This window comes from Pseudomonas sp. JL23 (assembly GCF_056933585.1).
This window is the reverse complement of sequence record NZ_CM167795.1, coordinates 2,889,662-2,909,306: the sequence shown is the minus strand read 5'-3', so window position 1 is coordinate 2,909,306 and position 19,645 is coordinate 2,889,662. Positions and strand designations below refer to the sequence as shown.

Below are 19,645 nucleotides of genomic sequence, written 5' to 3'. Positions count from 1 at the left end.
CATCAGGTGCGGTCCAGTAAAGGGTACTCCCAGTCACATGAGGGTGACTTTTGAATACATCCAAAGCAGCAACCGGCATTGCCGGCCTCGACGATATTCTCGTGGGCGGTCTTTCGCGCAGCCACGTTTTTCTGCTCGAAGGCGAACCCGGTACTGGCAAGACCACCGTAGCCCTGCAATTTTTGCTGGACGGTGCACAAGCGGGCGAACGCTCGCTCTATATCACCCTGTCCGAAACGGACAAGGAATTGCGCGACGGAGCGCTGTCCCACGGCTGGACCTTCGACGAAAACATCGACATTTTCGAACTGACCCCGCCGGAGAGCCTGCTTGACCCTGAACATCAGCAAAGCCTGTTGTATTCGTCCGACCTTGAATTGGGCGAAGCGACCCGGCAGATTTTCGATGCGGTGGAGCGTGTGCGCCCTACCCGCGTGGTGATCGACAGCCTCTCGGAAATCCGCCTGCTGGCACAAAGCTCGTTGCGCTACCGGCGACAGATCCTGGCCATCAAGCATTACTTCGCGCGCTACGACGCCACGGTATTGCTGCTGGACGACCTGACGACCGAGTCCCTGGACAAGACCGTCCATAGCGTCGCCCATGGCGTCATTCGCCTGGAAGAGCTCACCCCCAATTACGGGGCCGAGCGCCGACGCCTGCGGGTGGTCAAGTATCGCGGACAGAAATACCGCGGCGGCTGGCACGACTTCACCATTCTCGCCGACGGTATCCATGTCTTTCCCCGCCTGGTGGCAGCCGAACACCGTAACCGCAACGACAGCCAGCAACTGAGCAGCAGCATCAAGGAACTTGACGACCTGCTCGGTGGCGGCATCGACAGCGGCTCCAGCACGCTGATCCTCGGCCCGGCCGGTACCGGTAAATCGTTGATCTCGATGATCTTCGCCGCTGCTGCTGTGACCCGAGGCGAACGGGTCGGCCTGTTTATCTTCGATGAGGAACTGGGCCTGCTGCATTCACGCATGCGCAAGATCGGCATCGACCTGGAAGCCCTGAAGGCAACCGGCAACCTGTTGATCGAACAGGTCGACGCCGCCGAGCTGTCGCCGGGGGAGTTCTCCCACCGCGTGCGCCACTACGTAAACAAGAAGCAGATCAAGACCGTGGTCATCGACAGCCTCAACGGCTATCAGGCGGCCATGCCGGAAGAGAATGCACTGGTCTTGCATGTGCACGAACTGCTGCTGTACTTGAACCGCCAGGGCGCCTCAACCTTCATGACAGTGGCCCAGCACGGCCTGGTCGGCGACATGCGCGCGCCGGTCGACATCACGTACCTGGCCGACACCGTGATTCTGTTGCGTTATTTCGAGGCCTTGGGCAAGGTGCGTCGGGCCATTTCCATCATCAAGAAACGCACCGGTACTCACGAATCCACCATTCGTGAGTACCTCATCAACTCCACCGGCCTGAAGATCGGTGCGCCGCTGCACGACTTCCAGGGCGTCCTGCGGGGCGTCCCCCATTACTTTGGCGAAAGCATGCCGTTATTGCAGGACGAGGATACGTGAGCACGCCAGGGTTGTTATCGGAACGCGCCGTCATTCTCGCGCCATTGGGCCGGGACAGTCAGATTGCCCTGATGGTTTTGCAGCAGGCCGGTTTTCCGGCTTTGATTGCCCACGATTTGAACGAGCTGCACAGGGAACTGAGCCTGGGCGCAGGGTTGGCGATCATCGCCGATGAAGCCCTGCGCGGTGCCGATATCAACCCGTTGCTGAGCCTGTTGGCCGAGCAACCGGCCTGGTCGGACCTGCCCATCGTGTTGCTGACTCACCATGGCGGGCCGGAGCGCAATCCTTCGGCCCACCTGGGCAGGCAACTGGGCAACGTGACCTTTCTCGAGCGACCGTTTCACCCGGCGACCCTGGTCAGTCTGGTGACCACCGCCGTGCGCAGCAGGCGTCGCCAGTATGAAGCGCGCAGCCGCATGGAGGATATGCTGGAAAGCGAGCAGCGCCTGCAACATGCGCTCAAGGCCGGGCACCTGGGTTCCTGGCAATTGGAAGCGGAATTCCTCGTACTCAAATGCTCGGCCATGAGCAAGTCTCACTATGGCCGCGACGAAGACCAGTCCTTTACCTACCAGGACTGGCTGGAAACGGTCTACCCGCAGGACCAGCCGCGCATGCAGTCGGCCCTGCAATTGAGCCTGGACATGGGCCATGACTTTGTCATCGAGTTCCGCAATATCTGGCCGGACGGTTCGCTGAACTGGGTCGAAGTACGGGCGCGGGCAATTCGCGCGCGCAACGGCCGGGTAGTCTCGCTGGTCGGCGTAACCTCGGACATCACCGAGCGCAAATTGGCCGAAGCCCAGTTGCGACGCCTCAACGAAACCCTGGAGCAACAGGTCGAGGAACGCACCTCGCAACTGCGGCACAACGAAGAAGTGCTGCGCCAGTCGCAAAAAATGGAAGCCGTCGGCCAGTTGACCGGCGGTATCGCCCATGACTTCAACAATATGCTGACCGGCATCATCGGCAGCCTGGAGCTGTTGCGACGACGGCTGTCCCGTGGTCGTACCGAGGATCTCGATGGTCTCATCGATCTGGGTGTCACCTCTGCCAATCGCGCCGCCGCCCTCACCCACCGCCTTCTGGCCTTTTCGCGCCGCCAGTCACTGGATTCCAAGCCGGTGGAGATGAATCAGCTGGTCAACTCCATGGGCGAACTGCTGCATCGCAGCATCAATGAAAGCATCCGCCTGGAGATGGTTCTCAACGAAAAGCTGTGGACCGCCGAAGCCGACCCCAATCAGCTGGAAAGCGCCCTGCTCAATCTGGTGCTCAATGCTCGGGATGCAATGCCGGACGGCGGCCTGCTGCTGATCGAGACCAGCAACCAGCACCTGGATCGCAGCTACACCAACGATCACGAAAACCTGCTGCCCGGCGACTATGTGGTGCTCAGCGTCAGCGACACCGGCTGCGGCATGCCGGAAAGCGTGATCAGCCGCGCGTTCGACCCGTTCTTCACCACCAAGCCCATCGGCCAGGGCACCGGCCTTGGGCTCTCGATGATTTATGGCTTCAGCAAGCAGTCCCACGGTCATGTGACGATCAAGAGCGATGTCGGCCAGGGCACCACGGTGCAGTTGTTCCTGCCGCGCTATCAAGGTGCACAGAGTGAAGACGAACAGGCCCTGCCCAATCAGGCAGGCCGTGCTCGCGACGGCGAAACGGTGCTGATTGTCGAAGACGACCCGGCGGTCAGGGCGCTGGTCAGTGAGGTTTTGGGGGAGTTGGGTTACGGCTTTGTCCAGGCTGGCGACGCCGGCAACGCCCTGCCGATCATCGAGTCAGGCCAGCGTATCGACCTGCTGATCAGTGATGTGGGCTTGCCCGGCATGAACGGAAGACAACTGGCGGAAATTGCCCGCCAACTACGCCCGGAACTGAAGGTGCTGTTTATCACCGGGTACGCCGAACATGCCGCCGTACGCGCCGGTTTTCTCGATCCGGGCATGCAGATGATCACCAAGCCCTTTGCCTTCGACCATTTGACGGCCAAGGTGCGGGAGATGATTGGCACTTGAGGGCCGCAGGCTAATCAATATGTCTTGCGCGTCTGAGATATCGCTTTCGCGGGCAAGCCGCGCTCCCACGAACGGCACAGTCTGTGGGAGCGCGGCTTGCCCGCGAAGAGGCCGGCATGACCGATACAGCTTTGTCGGCGGGCCTTTATCTTCATAGCAATAATGCCGATTTCATGCCAACAACGCCTGAATCTTGGTGTGCAAGGTTTCCATCGTAAACGGCTTGGCCAGGATCGGCGCCTTGCGCGCGATGGGGCTGCCGGACTCGAGGATTTCCGCCGGATAACCGCTGATAAAGATTACCTTGAGCTCCGGACGCAGCTTCACTGCGGGCTCTGCGATCATCACTCCAGAAACCCCGCCCGGCAGGCGATAGTCAGTGATCATCAGGTCCAGATGGGGCTTGGTGGCCAGGATTTCGAAAGCCTGCTCGCCGTTTTCCGCCTGCAGGACCCGATAGCCTTCACCCGACAAATAATCGCTGAGCAGCATCAGGATCAGCGGCTCGTCTTCAACGATCAGTACGACATTTTCAGCATCAGCGCTCATGGAACGGTCTTCTCTTCAAATAGCTGCCATTACGACCATGGGCGGTTCTGGAGGTTGCGTTAACTGTCAGATAATTCTGCAAAAGACACTTTCATAACGGCAGGCTGACACGGAACATCGAACCTTCGCCCTCCACACTCTGCACGCTGATCTGGCCGCCATGGGCGGCGACGATCTGTTCGGAGATAAACAGCCCCAGCCCCAGCCCGGCAATCGCATGGTTGGAAGCGACCCGCTCGAACTGCTGGAAGATACGTTTCTGGTTCTGCGGACTGATCCCGATACCCTGATCGCGCACCTCGACCCTGGCCTCGCCGTCCTGACAATAAACCTTCACTTCAATGGGCTTGCGCGCACCATAGCGCAGTGCATTGGTCAGCAGGTTGGCCACCACCTGCTCGATGCGGAACTCGTCCCAGACGCCGATTACCGGTTCGTCGGCATGCAGGCTGATGGTCGATTGCGCCGCGGTAATCTGTGCGGCAAAGCCTTCAATCAGGTTGCTGACCAACTCGCTGAGATCGAACGGGCCGGGACGGATCGACAGCTTGCCGGTACGGATACGCGAAACGTCGAGCATGTCTTCGATCAAGCGAATCAGGCTCTGGATCTGCCGCTCGTCACGATCGACCATGCCGCGCAGCTTTTCCATGGTGAAAGCGTCGGCATTGTCCTTGGCCAGGTGCAATTTGCGCAGCTGAGTCTCGAGAATCAGGCCGTTGAGCGGCGTACGCACTTCATGGGAAACGATGGACATGAAGTCATCGCGCATGCGCACGGCACGCTCCAGCTCGTTCTGGGTCGCCTGCAACTGCTTGAGCAGGGCTTCCTGCTCCTGACGACTCTGCTCCAGGGCCTCGACCTGCATACGCATGGCCTTGCGCTGGCGATAGAGGTCGACGAAGACATTGACCTTACTCTTGACCGCATGGATATCCAGCGGCTTGTGCAGGAAGTCCACGGCCCCGCTCTCGTAGCCTTTGAAGGCGTAATTGAGCTCGCGCCCCGCCGCGCTGACAAATACGATGGGAATGCTCTTGGTCTTCTCCGTGCCGCGCATCATCTCCGCCAGCTCGAAGCCGTTCATGCCGGGCATCTGCACATCAAGGATGGCCAGGGCGAACTCATGTTCGAGCAGCAGCGACAAGGCCTCGTCTGCCGACAGCGCCTTGAACACTGCACGGTCCTCACGCTTGATCAGGGCTTCCAGGGCCAGCAGGTTTTCCGGCAGATCGTCGACGATCAGCAGCTTGGCTTTTATGTGTCTCAACATGCGGTTCGTTCCAGATCGATCAGCAATTGACCGATGTCGTGCAGCGGCAAAAGATAGTCCGGTGTGTGCAGGGCCAGGGCCGCTTCGGGCATGGTCCGTGACTGCGCCTCAGCCGGGTCCTGGACCACGGTCAGGCCGCCGGCAAACTTGATCTGAAGTAGACCCTGAGCGCCATCATTGTTGGCACCGGTCAGCAATATGCCGGCCAGACGCGGGCCATAGGCATCGGCGGCAGAAGCAAAGAGAATGTCGATACTGGGGCGCGAATGAAACACCCGCTCTTCCTGGCTGAACGACAGGCTCAAATCCATTTCCACCGACAAGTGATAACCGGGCGCGGCGAAATACAGGGTGCCGGGCGCGACGATTTCCTTGTCGTCAGCTTCCTTGACGATGATCGGCAGGCGCGTTTGAAAGACGTGCGCCAGTTGGCTGCGGCGCTCATCCGACAGGTGCAGGACAGTGATGATCGGCAGGCGAAAATCAGCGCCGATGACAGCGAAGATTTTCAGCAATGCCTCCACGCCACCGGCCGACGCACCGACGACGATGGCGTCGACCACGGGCAGGTTGGGCAACTCGGTCACGGAGGTGTTCATGACTTGCGGTAGATCCGCTCCTGTTTGACCAACGGCTCGAAATCGCCACTGTAACCGGAGAATTCGAGGGTTTCCTTGCTGCCCAGGACCAGGAAGCCGCGATGACATAGCGATTCGTGAAACAACCCGAAAGCCCGATCCTGAAGCTTTTTATTGAAATAAATCAGAACGTTACGACATGAAATCAACTGTGTTTCGGAGAACACGCTGTCGGTGGCCAGGCTGTGATCGGCGAAGGTCACGTTCTCGCGAAGGGTTTTGTCGAAAATCGCATATTCATAGGCGGATGTGTAGTAGTCGGAAAATGAACGCTGACCACCGGCCTTCTGATAGTTCTCGGCATAGGTGCGAACGCTCTCCATGGAAAAAATGCCTTGCTTGGCCTTGTCCAGGGAGGTCGGATTGATATCGGTGGCGTAGATGATGGTGCGGTCGAGCAGGCCCTCTTCGCGCAGCAGGATGGCCATGGAGTACACCTCCTCCCCCGTGCTGCAACCGGCAATCCAGATCTTCAACGACGGATAGGTCTTGAGTACCGGCACCACTTCCCGACGGATCGCCAGAAAATGCGAAGGATCACGAAACATCTCGCTGACCGGGATGGTCAGGAACTGCAAGAGTTGCAGGAACGTCGCGGGGTCATGCAGGACCCGCTCCTGCAACGCGGAAATCGTATTGCAGTCGAACTGGCGCAGGGCATGATTGACCCGGCGCTTGATCGAAGCGCCGGAATAATCGCGAAAATCGTAGCTGTATTTGAGATAAATGGCCTCGATCAACAGGCGCAATTCGATATCGATGTTTCGCTCAGGGTGCATGGGTAAACCTGGTGATTCCTGCAAACAAAAACTAAGGAGAGAGCACTGTCAGGACCGTAGGACCGGCTTTAGCCGGGAGGACGATCTCCCGGCTGAAGCCGGTCCTACAGGTATTGCGGGGTCAGGCAGTGCTGTGTTGCCTGACCCCACGCAATCGTCAGCAAGCCGACTCCCACAAAAGCGTGTCCCGATCCAGATTAAGGTCAGTATTAAAGGCCTTTGGCCCCACCCACTCAAATACGTTCCATTTTCGGCAACCACACGCGAATCAGCGAGAACAGCCGGTCAAGGTCGATGGGTTTGGCCAGGTAATCGTTGGAACCAGCCTGCAGGCAGCGCTCCTGATCGTCCTTCATGGCCTTGGCCGTCACCGCGATGATCGGCAGTTTGCGCCAGCGCGGATCCTTGCGGATCTCGATTGTCGCTTCGTAGCCATCCATCTCCGGCATCATCACATCCATCAACACCAAGTCGACGTCTTCGACTTCATTGAGCCTGGCGATGGCTTCGATACCGTTGCGCGCAATCTCGATCACTGCGCCCTTGTGTTCCAGGGCACTGGTCAGAGCGAAGATATTGCGCACGTCGTCGTCCACCACCAGGATCTTGCGACCCTCGAAGACCTTGTCGCGGCTGCGCGCGGTCTTGAGCATCTTTTGCCGTTCGTTGGACAGCTGCGACTCGACCTTGTGCAGGAACAGCGTGACCTCGTCGAGCAGACGCTCCGGAGAACGCGCGCCCTTGATGATGATCGAGCGCGAGTACTTGAGCAGCTCGGCTTCTTCGTCGCGGGTCAGGTTGCGCCCGGTGTAGACGATGACCGGCGGGAACGAGCAGATGTCCTCGGTGGACATGCGCTTGAGCAGGTCATTGCCAAGCATGTCCGGCAACTTCAGATCGATGATCATGCAGTCGTAGATATTGTCACGCAGCAGGTCCAGAGCATCCTGGGCAAAGCCTACGGCGGTGATCTCGATGTCATCGTCGCCGATCAGGCGGGCAATGCTGTCGCGCTGCAGGGCGTCGTCTTCCACCAGCAGGACGCGCTTGACCTTTTGCGTCAGCTTGGCCTCCAGCTTGGCAAAGACATCCTTGAGTTCTTCGCGGGTGGTCGGTTTGACCGCATAACCCACGGCGCCCATGTGCATCGCCGCTTCCTGACGGTCTTCCACCGAGATCACGTGCACCGGAATGTGCCGGGTCGGCGCATGTTCCTTGAGTCGCTGCAGCACAGTCAGGCCGGAGTGATCGGGCAGGCGCATGTCCAGCAGAATCGCATCGGGGATGTATTGCGCCGCCAGGTCGAAGCCGTGGTCGGCGGCGTGGGCTACCAGGCAGTAGTAACCCAGCTCATGGGCCAGATCGAAGAGGATCCGGGCAAAACCGGGCTCATCTTCGATGACCAGAATGCAGCGTTTGTTGAATGGCGCCTTGTCCCGATCATCGACAAAGGTCGGCACCACCAGTTGGGGAGCCGGTGCGACAGGCGCGGGCTGAACAGTCGGGGCAAGGGCTTGAGGCAAAGGCGTAACGGGCGAGGCGACCACGACCCCTTCCTGTCCTGCCACCTGAGGTACCGGCTCGACGTACTGCTCCGGAAGGACCAGGGTGAAGATACTGCCCTGCCCCGGCGCACTGGTCACGCTGATGGAGCCGCCCAGCAGACCGGCCAGATCCCGGGAAATCGACAGGCCCAGACCGGTGCCGCCGTAACGGCGGTTGGTGGTGCCGTCAGCCTGGCGGAAGGCTTCGAAGATGCTTTGCTGCTGATCCTCGGCGATACCAATACCCGAATCGCGCACGATAAAGGCGATGCCGGCGTTGGGCTGACGCGACACGGTCATGCTCACGGCACCGCTTTCGGTGAACTTGACCGCGTTGGACAGCAGGTTCTTGAGAATCTGCTCCAGACGCTGACGGTCGGTGTACAGCATGGTCGGCGCACCGGCCTGCACCTCCACCTGGAAGTCCAGCTTCTTCTCGGTCGCCAGAGGCTGGAACATATTGCGCAGACCCTCGACCAGTCGCGTGACGCTGCTGTTTTCCGGACGCATCTCCAGCTTGCCGGCTTCGACCTTGGAAATGTCTAGAATGTCGTTGATCAGGTGCAGCAAATCGTTGCCCGCCGAATAAATCGACTCGGCAAACTTCACCTGTTCTTCGGTGAGATTTTCCGTCGGGTTTTCCGCCAACAGCTTGGCCAGAATCAGCGAGCTGTTGAGTGGCGTACGCAGCTCGTGGGACATATTGGCGAGGAATTCGGACTTGTACTTGCTCGAACGCTGCAACTCTTCGGCGCGTGCTTCCAGCTCGATCTGGGCGATGTGCAACTCTTCGTTGTTGCGGTCCAGGGCATCGCGCTGATCCGCCAGAGCCTGGCCCTGCTCGGCCAATTGCTCATTGGTGGTTTCCAGCTCGGCCTGCTGGGTTTCCAGATGGACCTGGGACTCCTTGAGAATCCGCGACTGTTCTTCCAGCTCTTCGTTGGCGGTACGCAATTCTTCCTGCTGGACCTGCAACTCTTCGTTGAGTTGCTGGGTCTCGGCCAGTACTTCCTGCAGGCGCTGGCGATAACGGGCGGCCTCCAGGGAGGTACCGACGTTATTGGCGATCACTTCGAGGAACTCGATATCACGTTCGGTCAGATCGCGCAGGAAACCCAGTTCGATCACGCCGTTGACCTGATCGTCATTGTGGGTCGGCACCACGACCACATTACGCGGCACGCCCTCGCCGAGGCCGGAGCTGACCTTGAAATAGTTGCTTGGTACATCCGCCAGGGTAATGGTCTTGTTCTGCTGCGCCACCTGGCCCACGATGCCTTCGTCGCCAAACAGTGACTGATCCTGCTGCTCCTGCTCACGGGAGAAGCCGTAGGAAGCGATACGCTTGAGCCCGCCATGCTCCTGGCGCACATAGACCGCTGCGACTACGGTCCCCAGGTAGCCGGCAAAGAATTGCAGGACATTACGCCCGACATTGTTCAGGGTCAGCTGCCCGAGCATCTGCTCGGCCAGCTCGCTCTGCCCATTGCGCAGCCACGCCACTTTTTGCAGGCGCTCGCCGTCGAGTTCCTGACGGCGCAGGTTCTCACCGTAGGTAGTGGACAGCCTGATCATGTCGCGACGCCCGATCCAGGCCAGCACGCCGCTGACGCTGAGCACGAAAATCAGGTACAGGGTGACAAGAAAGATAGTCGTGCGCGTCACGTCGGCGTTGCGATTCAGGCGCAGTTGCTGCTCCATGGCCACAGCATCGTCGTATTCGGTGCGAATCTCATCCGTCAGGCGCTTGCCGCGCCCGGCCTGAATCGCCGAGGCATAATCACCGTTCTGGCGACGCAGGGTGATCATTTCCTGGGCGAAATCGTTCCAGTCGTTCTGCAGGGCAAGAATGCGACGGAAGCGATCAGACTGGGTCGGGTTATCCGCAACCAGGTCCTGCAGACCTTTGAGCACGGCACGCACGCCGGGCTTGGCGACTTCGTAAGGATCAAGGAAGTGCTCATCGCCGGTGAGCAGGAAGCCGCGCATGCCGGTTTCCATGTCCACGGACAGCTTCAGCGACCGATTGACGTTATTGATCACGCGGTCGGTATGCTCGACCCACTGGATCACCGAAAGCAGGTAAGTGATCAGGACAACGAAAAACACGCCGCTGAGCACGCCCACTGCCAAGGGCAGGCCAACGTTGCGACTCAGGAGTTTGCGAAAGCGTTGTTCATCGACAATCGACGGTTGAATCATGAGAATTCCCAGGCGATTACATCAAGGCGATGGAGTTTGCCGTAAACTCTAGAATAAGGCTCTGATTTCTGACACATCAGATTGAAATTTCAGGCATAAAATTGGCGGTTTCGCAGATATGCAAGCGTCTTTTGCAATTTCAAGGCGAAAAATCCGCTCATTGAGATAAGCCGCGTTGATGATCCGGAACTTTCTTCGGGATTTGTCTCACTGAATCGGGTCTGCCGCATCTTTACCCCATCACTGTTTTGCTCAAGGGAGTACCCCATGCCTGCCACCGCCAGCACGATCCTCGTGGTCGAAGACGACGCCATCGTTCGCATGTTGATCGTCGACGTCCTCGAAGAGCTGGAATATCAAGTGCTGGAAGCAGAGGACAGTGATGCCGCCCTGGCTCAACTGGAAAAGCCGGAACAGGCCATCGATCTGTTGATGACTGATCATGGCCTGCCCGGCATGACGGGTAGCGAACTGGCCAGCATTGCCCTGGAATTGCGCCCCGGCCTGCACGTACTGATTGCCAGCGGCTACGGCAATAATATTATCGATATGCACCCGAGCGCCCATTCTCTGGGCAAGCCGTTCTCTATCGATCAACTGCGCGACAAAGTGAAAGAAATTCTTGGCTAACGATCAATCGCCGCACCCTGCGCCACTGGCTTCGACCAAACTCCTGATCATCGGTTACGTCTGGCCCGAGCCGCGCTCGTCGGCGGCCAGCGGCCATGTCATGCAATTGATTCAGTGTTTTCTCGATCAGGGTTGGGACATCACCTTCGCCAGCCCGGCCACCGAAGGTGAGCATCGTGCCGATCTCGCCGCCCTCGGCATTTACGAAACCCATATCGAACTCAATAACAGCAGTTTCGACGTATTTATTGGCGAACTGCAGCCCGATATCGTCCTGTTCGACCAGTTCATGATCGAGGAACAATTCGGCTGGCGAGTGGAAAAACATTGTCCCCAGGCGTTGCGCATCCTTGAAACATCGGACTTGCAGAGCCTGCGCCATGGCCGTCATCAGCAGCTCAAGGATTACCTGAACGGTCAGGCCCAGGGCGATGAACTCGACGCATTCTTCGCACAATCCGAGGCCAGTATTTTCGAGACCATGGCCGACGGCGACCTGGCGCAGCGGGAAATCGCCGCGTTGTACCGCTGCGATTTAAACCTGATGACCTCCGACGTCGAGATCCGATTGCTCACGGAGCGTTTCGGCCTGCCGGATCAGCTTCTGCACTGGTGCCCGCTGATGCTGGCGGACGTCAACCCGGGGAATGCCCGGTCTTTTGCCGAGCGGGCAAATTTCCTCAGCATCGGCAACTTTCGCCATGCGCCGAATTGGGACGCCGTGCTCTGGCTCAAGAGCGCCATCTGGCCCCTGATCCGGCAGCAGTTGCCCGGCGCCCAGTTGCATATCTACGGTGCCTATACCCCGCCCAAGGCCACGGCGCTGCATAACGCCAGCCAGGGCTTTCATATCAAGAACTGGGCCGAGGACGCCTTGCAGGTCATGTCCGCCGCGCGGGTCTGCCTGGCGCCGCTGCGCTTCGGTGCGGGGATCAAGGGCAAGATCGTCGACGCCATGACCTGCGGCACGCCCAATGTCACGACCAACATCGGTGCCGAAGCCATGAACGGTGACCTGCCCTGGCCCGGCCTGATCGCCAATAGCGCCCAGGGCATTGCCGACGCGGCCGTACGCCTGTATCAGGATGAAGCCCTGTGGAATCAGGCCCAGGCCAGTGGCTGGCAGATCCTGGCTGCGCGCTATCAGTACCGTCAGCACTGTACCAGCCTGATCGAGCGTATCGCCGACTGCCGCCAGCATCTGACCCAACGACGCACGGCCAACTTCATCGGCAGCATGCTGCGCCACCATCAGCACAAAAGTACCCAGTACATGGCGCAGTGGATCGAGGCGAAGAATCGGTTGGTTTGATTGAAATTAAACAAATGTGGTTTTTGTGGGACCGGCTTTAGCCGGGAAGACGGTAAGGCTAGCAATAGAAATGTGTCCATCCTGCCTACGCCTTCCCGGCTAAAGCCGGTCCCACCGCGAACAAGTTCGCTCCTACAAGAAAAATCATGCACATTAAGCGCCTTGACCATTCCGACTACCCGGTCACGCCATGACAAAAACAACAAGAGTCACCGACCCGTCCTATGAATTGATGGACGACCACAACGGCCTGTCGATCATTTACCGCGAGCATGGTTTCCCCTGCCCGCTGGTGCGCTGGCACTTCCACAAGGAGTATGAGCTGCACCTGATCGTCGCCAGTTCCGGCAAAGTGTTCGTCGGCGACTACATCGGCAACTTCTATCCGCAGACCCTGTTTCTCACCGGCCCCAACCTGCCTCATAACTGGATCAGCCAGGTCGAGGAAGACGAAGTCGTGCCCAAGCGCGACATGCTGGTGAACTTCACCGATGAGCTGCTGGAAAGCGGCATTCAGGTGTTTACCGAGCTGCGCACCCTGGCGCCGCTGCTGGAGCGGGCGCAGTACGGTGTCGAGTTCCGCTGCCCGCGCACCATTGCCCAGGCCGCCCGGCTGATGCAGAAGATCGCCGACACCAAGGGCATCACCCGCCTGGGGCATTTCCTGATCCTGCTGGAATTGCTCGCCGCCAGCGACGACTACCAGCTGCTGTCCGGCACCAAGGCGCCGCAGATGGCCGACGAGCACAGCATCGACCGCACCAACCGTGCGGTGGACTACATCTTTACCCACTACGCCCGGGAACTGCCTCTGGAAGAAGTGGCCAGTTACCTGGGCATGAAGCCGACCTATTTCTCCCGCGTGTTCAAACAGGCCACCGGGCGCAGCTTCGTCGAGTTCGTCAATCGCCTGCGGGTCAGCAAGTCCTGTGAGCTGCTGGCCGACGGCGACCGTCCCGTTACCGACGTGTGCTTCGAGTCGGGCTTCAACAATATTTCCAACTTCAACCGCCGCTTCCAGCAGCTCAAGGGCATGACGCCTTCGCACTATCGACGCCTGGCCGTTCAGCGCCTGACCGAACAAAACCTGTACTGATTCTCTCCTCTCTCATCCTGCTGAACTACGCTGAATCTGCGCCGAACCCTGTTCGAGCGCAGTTGCCTCGTATCAGGCACTTCTTCAGCAGTGCAAAATAGTATCGGTTGCAGTGTGCCGCAGGATTTGTCTTGGCGGCGCCGGACCGCTGTAATCAGTACTCATCTTCCTGCCCTCCGGAAGATACAAAAACAATAACCGAGCTTCTGCAGCCCCTGGCGCAGAAGAGGAGTGATCGATGAAGACCTCAGCAAAACTGCTACTTGCCGGTACCTGTCTGTCCATCAGCGCCATCGCCTCTGCGGGCGACGTCACCATCGCCACCGTCAATAACAGCGACATGATCCGCATGCAGAAGCTCTCGAAGACGTTCGAAGAGCAGCACCCGGACATCAAGCTCAAGTGGGTGGTCCTGGAAGAGAACGTTCTGCGCCAGCGCGTCACCACCGATATTGCCACCAAGGGCGGCCAGTTCGACGTGCTGACCATCGGCATGTACGAGGCATCGCTGTGGGGCGCCAAGGGCTGGCTGAAGGAAATGAAGGACCTGCCAGCCAATTATGCGCTGGATGACGTCTTCCCTTCCGTGCGTGACGGTCTGTCCGTTGACGGCAAACTGTTCGCCCTGCCGTTCTACGCCGAAAGCTCGATCACTTACTATCGCAAGGACCTGTTCAAGGCCGCAGGCCTGACCATGCCGGAGCGCCCGACCTGGACCCAGATCGGCGAATTCGCCGACAAGCTCACCGACAAGTCCAAGGAACAGTACGGCCTGTGCCTGCGTGGCAAGCCGGGCTGGGGCGAGAACATGGCCTTGATCACCACCGTGGCCAACGCCTTCGGTGCCCGCTGGTTTGACGAAAACTGGAAAGCCCAGTTCGACCAGCCTGAGTGGAAAAACGCGCTGAACTTCTACGTCAACGCCATGAAGAAAAACGGCCCGCCGGGCGCCTCCAGCAACGGCTTCAACGAAAACCTGGCGCTGTTCAACAGCGGCAAGTGCGCCATGTGGGTCGACGCCTCTGTGGCCGGTTCCTTCGTGACCGACAAATCCCAGAGCAAGGTCGCCGAAAACGTCGGTTTCACCTACGCGCCGCACGAAGTCACCGACAAAGGCTCGGCCTGGTTGTATTCGTGGGCCCTGGGCATTCCGGCGAGCGCGAAGAACAGCAAAGACGCCCAGGCGTTCACCGAGTGGGCGACTTCGAAAGAATACGCAGCGCTGGTTGCCGAGAAAGACGGCGTCGCCAACGTACCGCCAGGCACTCGTGCATCGACCTACAACGATGCTTATGCCAAGGCAGCGCCGTTCTCCACCATCACCCTGGAATCGCTGAAAGCAGTGACGCCTAAAGCACCGACCCTCAAGCCGGTTCCTTATGTCGGCATCCAACTGGTGACCATCCCTGAGTTCCAGTCCATCGGTACTGCGGTTGGCCAACAGTTCGCTGCGGCCCTGACCGGTCAGAGCACGGTCGATGCCGCCCTGGCCGCCGCGCAAACGGCTACCGAGCGCGATATGAAGCGGGCCGGTTACCCGAAAAAGAACTAGTCAGCCCTGACAGTCCTTTGATGTCAGGACGCGCCAGCGCGTCCTGACCGTTCCTGCATCGCCCCGGAGTCACCCATGAATACCTCGACCCTCTCCCCCGCCAAGCAGTCCGCCAGCGCCACACCGCCGGGCAAAGGCCGCCTGAGCAAACCCGGCTGGTTCCTGGTCAGCCCCTCGGTCCTGTTGCTGCTGGTGTGGATGATCGTGCCACTGGGCATGACCATCTACTTCTCGCTGATTCGCTACAACCTGCTCAACCCCGGCGAAAACGAATTCATCGGTCTTGAGAACTTCGAGTTCTTCGTTACCGACAGCGGCTTTATCCCTGGGGCCCTGAACACCCTGCTGCTGGTTGGCAGTGTGCTGGCCATCAGCGTAATCCTCGGCGTGTTGATTTCCGCCCTGCTCGAAGCCAGTGAGTTCTTTGGCCGCAGCATCGTACGCGTGCTACTGATCTCGCCGTTTTTCATCATGCCCACGGTCAGCGCGCTGATCTGGAAAAACCTGATTTTCCATCCGGTGTCGGGCATCCTCGCCTGGGTTTGGAAGCTGTTCGGCGCCCAGCCCATCGACTGGTTCGCCAATTACCCGATGCTGGCAATCATCATCATCGTCTCCTGGCAGTGGCTGCCGTTCGCCATCCTGATCCTGATGACCGCCATGCAGTCCCTGGACCAGGAACAGAAAGAAGCCGCCCGCCTGGACGGTGCCGGCCCCATCGCGATCTTCTGGCACCTGACGCTGCCGCACCTGGCCCGGCCGATTGCCGTAGTGGTCATGATTGAAACCATCTTCCTGCTGTCGGTGTTCGCGGAAATCTTCACCACCACCAACGGCGGTCCGGGCTTCGCCTCGACCAACCTGGCGTATCTGATCTACAACCAGGCGCTGCTGCAGTTCGACGTCGGCATGGCTTCGGCCGGTGGCCTGATTGCCGTGGTCATCGCCAATATTGCCGCCATCATCCTGATCCGGATGATCGGCAAAAACCTCACCGACAAGTCATGAGGGCCCAGCCGATGATGACGCTCAAACAATCCCGCCGCCTGCAAAGCCTGCTGCTCGGCACCTTGTCGTGGCTGATCGCGGCCCTGATTTTCTTCCCGATCTTCTGGATGGTCCTGACCAGCTTCAAGACCGAACTGGACGCCTTCGCCACACCGCCGCAACTGTTCTTCACTCCGACCCTGGAAAACTACCTGCACATCCAGGAGCGCAGTGATTACTTCCACTTCGCCTGGAATTCGATCCTGATCTCTTTCAGCGCGACCATCCTGTGCATCCTGATCTCGGTGCCGGCGGCCTACTCCATGGCCTTCTTCGAGACCAAGCGCACCAAGAGCACCCTGCTGTGGATGCTCTCGACCAAGATGCTGCCGCCGGTGGGCGTGCTGATGCCCATCTACCTGCTGGCCAAGACCTTCGGCCTGCTGGATTCGCGCCTGGCCCTGATCGTGATCTACACCCTGATCAACCTGCCTATCGTGGTGTGGATGATTTACACCTATTTCAAGGACATCCCCCCGGAAATCCTCGAGGCGTCGCGTCTGGACGGCGCCACCACGCGTCAGGAAATCTTTCGCGTACTGATGCCGATCTGCAAGGGCGGCCTGGCTTCCACGGCGCTGCTGTCGCTGATCCTGTGCTGGAACGAAGCGTTCTGGTCACTGAACCTGACCTCCTCCAGCGCCGCGCCGCTGACCGCCCTGATCGCGTCCTACTCAAGCCCGGAAGGCTTGTTCTGGGCCAAGCTCTCGGCCGTCTCGACCCTGGCCTGTGCGCCGATCCTGATTTTCGGCTGGATCAGCCAGAAACAACTGGTCCGCGGCCTTTCCTTCGGCGCAGTCAAATAGCCCTCAGATAATAAAAAGGAGCCCCAAATGGCTAACCTCATCATTCGCAACCTGCAAAAGGGCTTTGACGGCCATCAGATCATCAAGGGCATCGACCTGGACGTGCGCGACCGCGAGTTCGTGGTCTTCGTCGGCCCGTCCGGCTGCGGCAAATCCACCCTGCTGCGCCTGATCGCCGGACTGGAAGAAGTCACCTCCGGGACCATCGAACTCGATGGCCGCGACATCACCCAGGTAACCCCGGCCAAGCGCGACCTGGCCATGGTGTTCCAGACGTACGCGCTGTATCCGCACATGACCGTGGGCAAGAACCTGTCCTTCGCCCTCGATCTGGCGGGCGTGCCCAAGGACGAGGTCAAGCGCAAGGTCGATGAAGCCGCGCGCATTCTTGAACTGGGCCCGCTGCTGGAGCGCAAGCCCAAGCAATTGTCCGGCGGCCAGCGCCAGCGCGTTGCCATCGGCCGTGCCATTTTGCGCAACCCGAAGATCTTCCTGTTCGACGAACCCTTGTCCAACCTCGATGCCGCCCTGCGCGTGCAGACTCGCCTGGAGCTGTCGCGCCTGCATAAAGAGCTGCAAGCCACGATGATTTACGTGACCCACGACCAGGTCGAAGCCATGACCCTGGCCGACAAGGTCGTGGTTCTCAATGGCGGCAAGGTAGAACAGGTCGGCTCGCCCCTGGAGCTGTACCACCACCCGGCCAACCTGTTCGTCGCAGGCTTTCTCGGCACGCCGAAAATGGGCTTCCTCAAGGGCAAGATCAGTGCCGTGCATGCCGGCGGCTGCGAAGTCACCCTCGACGCGGGCACGACCATCCAGCTGCCTTTCAGCAACGCGCGGCAAAGTGTCGGCGACAGCGTGACCCTGGGCATTAGGCCGGAGCACCTGGACCTGGCCAAGCCGGGTGATTGTCAGCTGCAGGTGATCGCCGACGTCAGTGAGCGCCTGGGCAGCGATACCTTCTGCCACGTCAATACTCGCTCCGGCGAGGCGCTGACCCTGCGTATCCGCGGCGACATGGCCAGCCAATACGGCGAGACCTTGAACCTGCACCTGGACAGCAATAACTGCCACCTGTTCGACGCCCAGGGCCTGGTGATCGCCAAGGCCCTGCAGGCCGCCGCCTGAGCCACCGAATTCGAAGCCTTAGAGAGAGTTGTGATGAAACTCAATAAACAAAACCTGTCGAACCTGGGCCCTGGTGTTGCCGTGCCGGCCTACGCCCTTGGCGATCGCCGCCAGGGCATCGCCCATATCGGCGTCGGTGGTTTCCATCGTGCCCACCAGGCGTTCTATACCGACGCCCTGATGAACACCGGCGAGGGCCTGGAGTGGGCCATTTGCGGGGTAAGCCTGCGCGAGGAAGACCGCAAGAACTATCAGGCGCTGAAAGATCAGGACTTCCTCTATACCCTGTTCGAACTGGGCGATACCCCGGACACCGAGACCCGCATCATCGGCGCCATGAGCGACATGCTCATGTCCAACGACGGTGACCTGGCTCTGATCGAAAAACTGGCCAGCCCGGATATCCGCATCGTCTCCCTGACCATCACCGAAGGCGGCTATTGCATCGACGACAGCACTGGCGAATTCATGAGCCACCTGCCGCAGATCCAGAATGACCTGGACCACCCGGCCACGCCAAAAACCGTATTCGGCTTTCTTTGTGCCGCATTGGCCAGACGCCGCGCCGAGGGCACCCCGGCCTTCACCCTGATGTCCTGCGATAACCTGCCGCACAACGGCGCGGTCACCCGCAAGGCGCTGCTGGCCTTTGCCGCCCTGCGTGACCGCGACCTGCATGACTGGATCGCCGCCAACGTCAGCTTCCCCAACGCCATGGTCGACCGCATCACACCCATGACCAGCAGCGCCCATCGCCTGCAACTGCATGACGAAAAAGGCATAGACGACGAATGGCCGGTAGTTTGCGAGCCCTTCGTGCAATGGGTACTGGAAGACAAGTTCGTCAACGGTCGCCCGGCTTGGGAAAAGGTCGGCGTGCAGTTCACCGACGACGTCACGCCCTACGAAGAAATGAAGATCAAGCTGCTCAATGGCAGCCATCTGGCGCTGACTTATCTGGGCGCCCTGAAAGGCTACCGCTTCGTTCACGAGACCATGAACGACCCGCTGTTTGTCCAGTACATGCGTACCTATATGGACCTGGATGTCACGCCGCAACTGGCGCCGGTGCCAGGGATCGACCTGACCGACTACAAACAGACCTTGATCGATCGCTTCTCCAATCAGGCGATTGCCGACCAGTTGGAGCGCGTGTGCTCTGATGGCTCGTCGAAATTCCCCAAGTTCACCGTGCCGACCATCAACCGCCTGATCCTCGACCAGGCCAATCTGGACCGTGCTTCGCTGGTGGTCGCCGCCTGGGCTCTGTACCTGCAAGGCAGCAAGGGTGAAAACGGTGTCGAGTACAAAATCGTTGATCCGCGCGCCGACTTCTGCAAAGGTCTGGTCGCCGATCCGTCGCTGCTTACCCAACGCCTGCTCGGTGTGGAAGAAATCTTCGGCGCAGCCATCCCCCAGTCGGCTGCCTTCATCGCTTCGTTCGAAAAAAACCTGAACAGCCTGAAACAGCTGGGCGTCGATGAGACCCTGAAACAGCTGCTGGGCCAAACCGCTTGAGGTGAG

General features: G+C 59.5%; 15 protein-coding genes. 10 read left to right on the top strand and 5 right to left on the bottom strand.

Annotated elements, in window-relative coordinates:
- The first annotated feature begins 50 nt into the window (after nt 1-50).
- Nucleotides 51-1,535 carry an ATPase domain-containing protein gene (locus AC1Z24_RS13575; protein WP_483746069.1) on the top strand — a complete coding sequence of 495 codons (1,485 nt, stop codon included), beginning with the start codon at nt 51-53 and terminating at the stop codon, nt 1,533-1,535.
- Entirely contained in the window at nt 1,532-3,562 is a 2,031-nt protein-coding gene (locus AC1Z24_RS13570; RefSeq protein ID WP_483746068.1) for a response regulator, read from the top strand. The genes AC1Z24_RS13575 and AC1Z24_RS13570 overlap by 4 nt, the downstream gene beginning before the upstream one ends.
- 171 nt (nt 3,563-3,733) lie before the next feature.
- Here the strand turns inward: AC1Z24_RS13570 and AC1Z24_RS13565 are convergent, their stop codons facing one another.
- The 5 genes from AC1Z24_RS13565 to AC1Z24_RS13545 form a co-directional block, all read right to left on the bottom strand.
- Complete coding sequence (locus tag AC1Z24_RS13565; protein WP_259105237.1) at nt 3,734-4,111, bottom strand: response regulator; 378 nt, start codon at nt 4,109-4,111, stop codon at nt 3,734-3,736.
- Nucleotides 4,112-4,202: 91 nt separating this feature from the next.
- Nucleotides 4,203-5,384, bottom strand: a complete 1,182-nt coding sequence (locus tag AC1Z24_RS13560) for a hybrid sensor histidine kinase/response regulator (protein WP_483746067.1) — start codon at nt 5,382-5,384, stop codon at nt 4,203-4,205.
- Nucleotides 5,378-5,983, bottom strand: coding sequence for a chemotaxis protein CheB (locus AC1Z24_RS13555; RefSeq protein WP_483746066.1), 606 nt, complete (start codon nt 5,981-5,983; stop codon nt 5,378-5,380). Before AC1Z24_RS13555 ends, AC1Z24_RS13560 begins: the two co-directional genes overlap by 7 nt.
- The gene (locus AC1Z24_RS13550) at nt 5,980-6,801 is read right to left on the bottom strand and encodes a CheR family methyltransferase (RefSeq protein ID WP_483746065.1); all 822 of its coding nucleotides are present in this window, start codon (nt 6,799-6,801) and stop codon (nt 5,980-5,982) included. The genes AC1Z24_RS13555 and AC1Z24_RS13550 overlap by 4 nt, the downstream gene beginning before the upstream one ends.
- A 233-nt stretch (nt 6,802-7,034) precedes the next feature.
- On the bottom strand, nt 7,035-10,547 hold the full coding sequence (locus AC1Z24_RS13545) for a response regulator (RefSeq protein WP_483746064.1): 3,513 nt from the start codon (nt 10,545-10,547) through the stop codon (nt 7,035-7,037).
- Between the two features lie 267 nt (nt 10,548-10,814).
- Here AC1Z24_RS13545 and AC1Z24_RS13540 point away from each other — a divergent pair, with 267 nt between their 5' ends.
- From AC1Z24_RS13540 to AC1Z24_RS13505, 8 genes are all read left to right on the top strand, one after another.
- Complete coding sequence (locus AC1Z24_RS13540; protein WP_483746063.1) at nt 10,815-11,177, top strand: response regulator; 363 nt, start codon at nt 10,815-10,817, stop codon at nt 11,175-11,177.
- A complete protein-coding gene (locus AC1Z24_RS13535) occupies nt 11,170-12,489 on the top strand; it encodes a glycosyltransferase (RefSeq protein WP_483746062.1) in 1,320 nt (439 codons plus the stop codon). Before AC1Z24_RS13540 ends, AC1Z24_RS13535 begins: the two co-directional genes overlap by 8 nt.
- Nucleotides 12,490-12,679: 190 nt before the next feature.
- A complete protein-coding gene (locus AC1Z24_RS13530) occupies nt 12,680-13,585 on the top strand; it encodes an AraC family transcriptional regulator (RefSeq protein WP_259105245.1) in 906 nt (301 codons plus the stop codon).
- Between the two features lie 238 nt (nt 13,586-13,823).
- A complete protein-coding gene (locus tag AC1Z24_RS13525; RefSeq protein ID WP_483746061.1) occupies nt 13,824-15,137 on the top strand; it encodes an ABC transporter substrate-binding protein in 1,314 nt (437 codons plus the stop codon).
- 75 nt (nt 15,138-15,212) lie between these two features.
- A complete protein-coding gene (locus AC1Z24_RS13520) occupies nt 15,213-16,145 on the top strand; it encodes a carbohydrate ABC transporter permease (RefSeq protein WP_259105249.1) in 933 nt (310 codons plus the stop codon).
- An 11-nt stretch (nt 16,146-16,156) separates the two neighbouring features.
- Complete coding sequence (locus AC1Z24_RS13515; protein WP_259105250.1) at nt 16,157-16,990, top strand: carbohydrate ABC transporter permease; 834 nt, start codon at nt 16,157-16,159, stop codon at nt 16,988-16,990.
- A 27-nt stretch (nt 16,991-17,017) separates the two neighbouring features.
- Nucleotides 17,018-18,121 (top strand): ABC transporter ATP-binding protein, encoded by a 1,104-nt coding sequence (locus tag AC1Z24_RS13510; RefSeq protein WP_483746060.1) that lies wholly within the window; start codon nt 17,018-17,020, stop codon nt 18,119-18,121.
- A 33-nt stretch (nt 18,122-18,154) separates the two neighbouring features.
- Nucleotides 18,155-19,639, top strand: a complete 1,485-nt coding sequence (locus AC1Z24_RS13505; protein ID WP_483746059.1) for a mannitol dehydrogenase family protein — start codon at nt 18,155-18,157, stop codon at nt 19,637-19,639.
- The last annotated feature ends 6 nt before the right edge of the window (nt 19,640-19,645 follow it).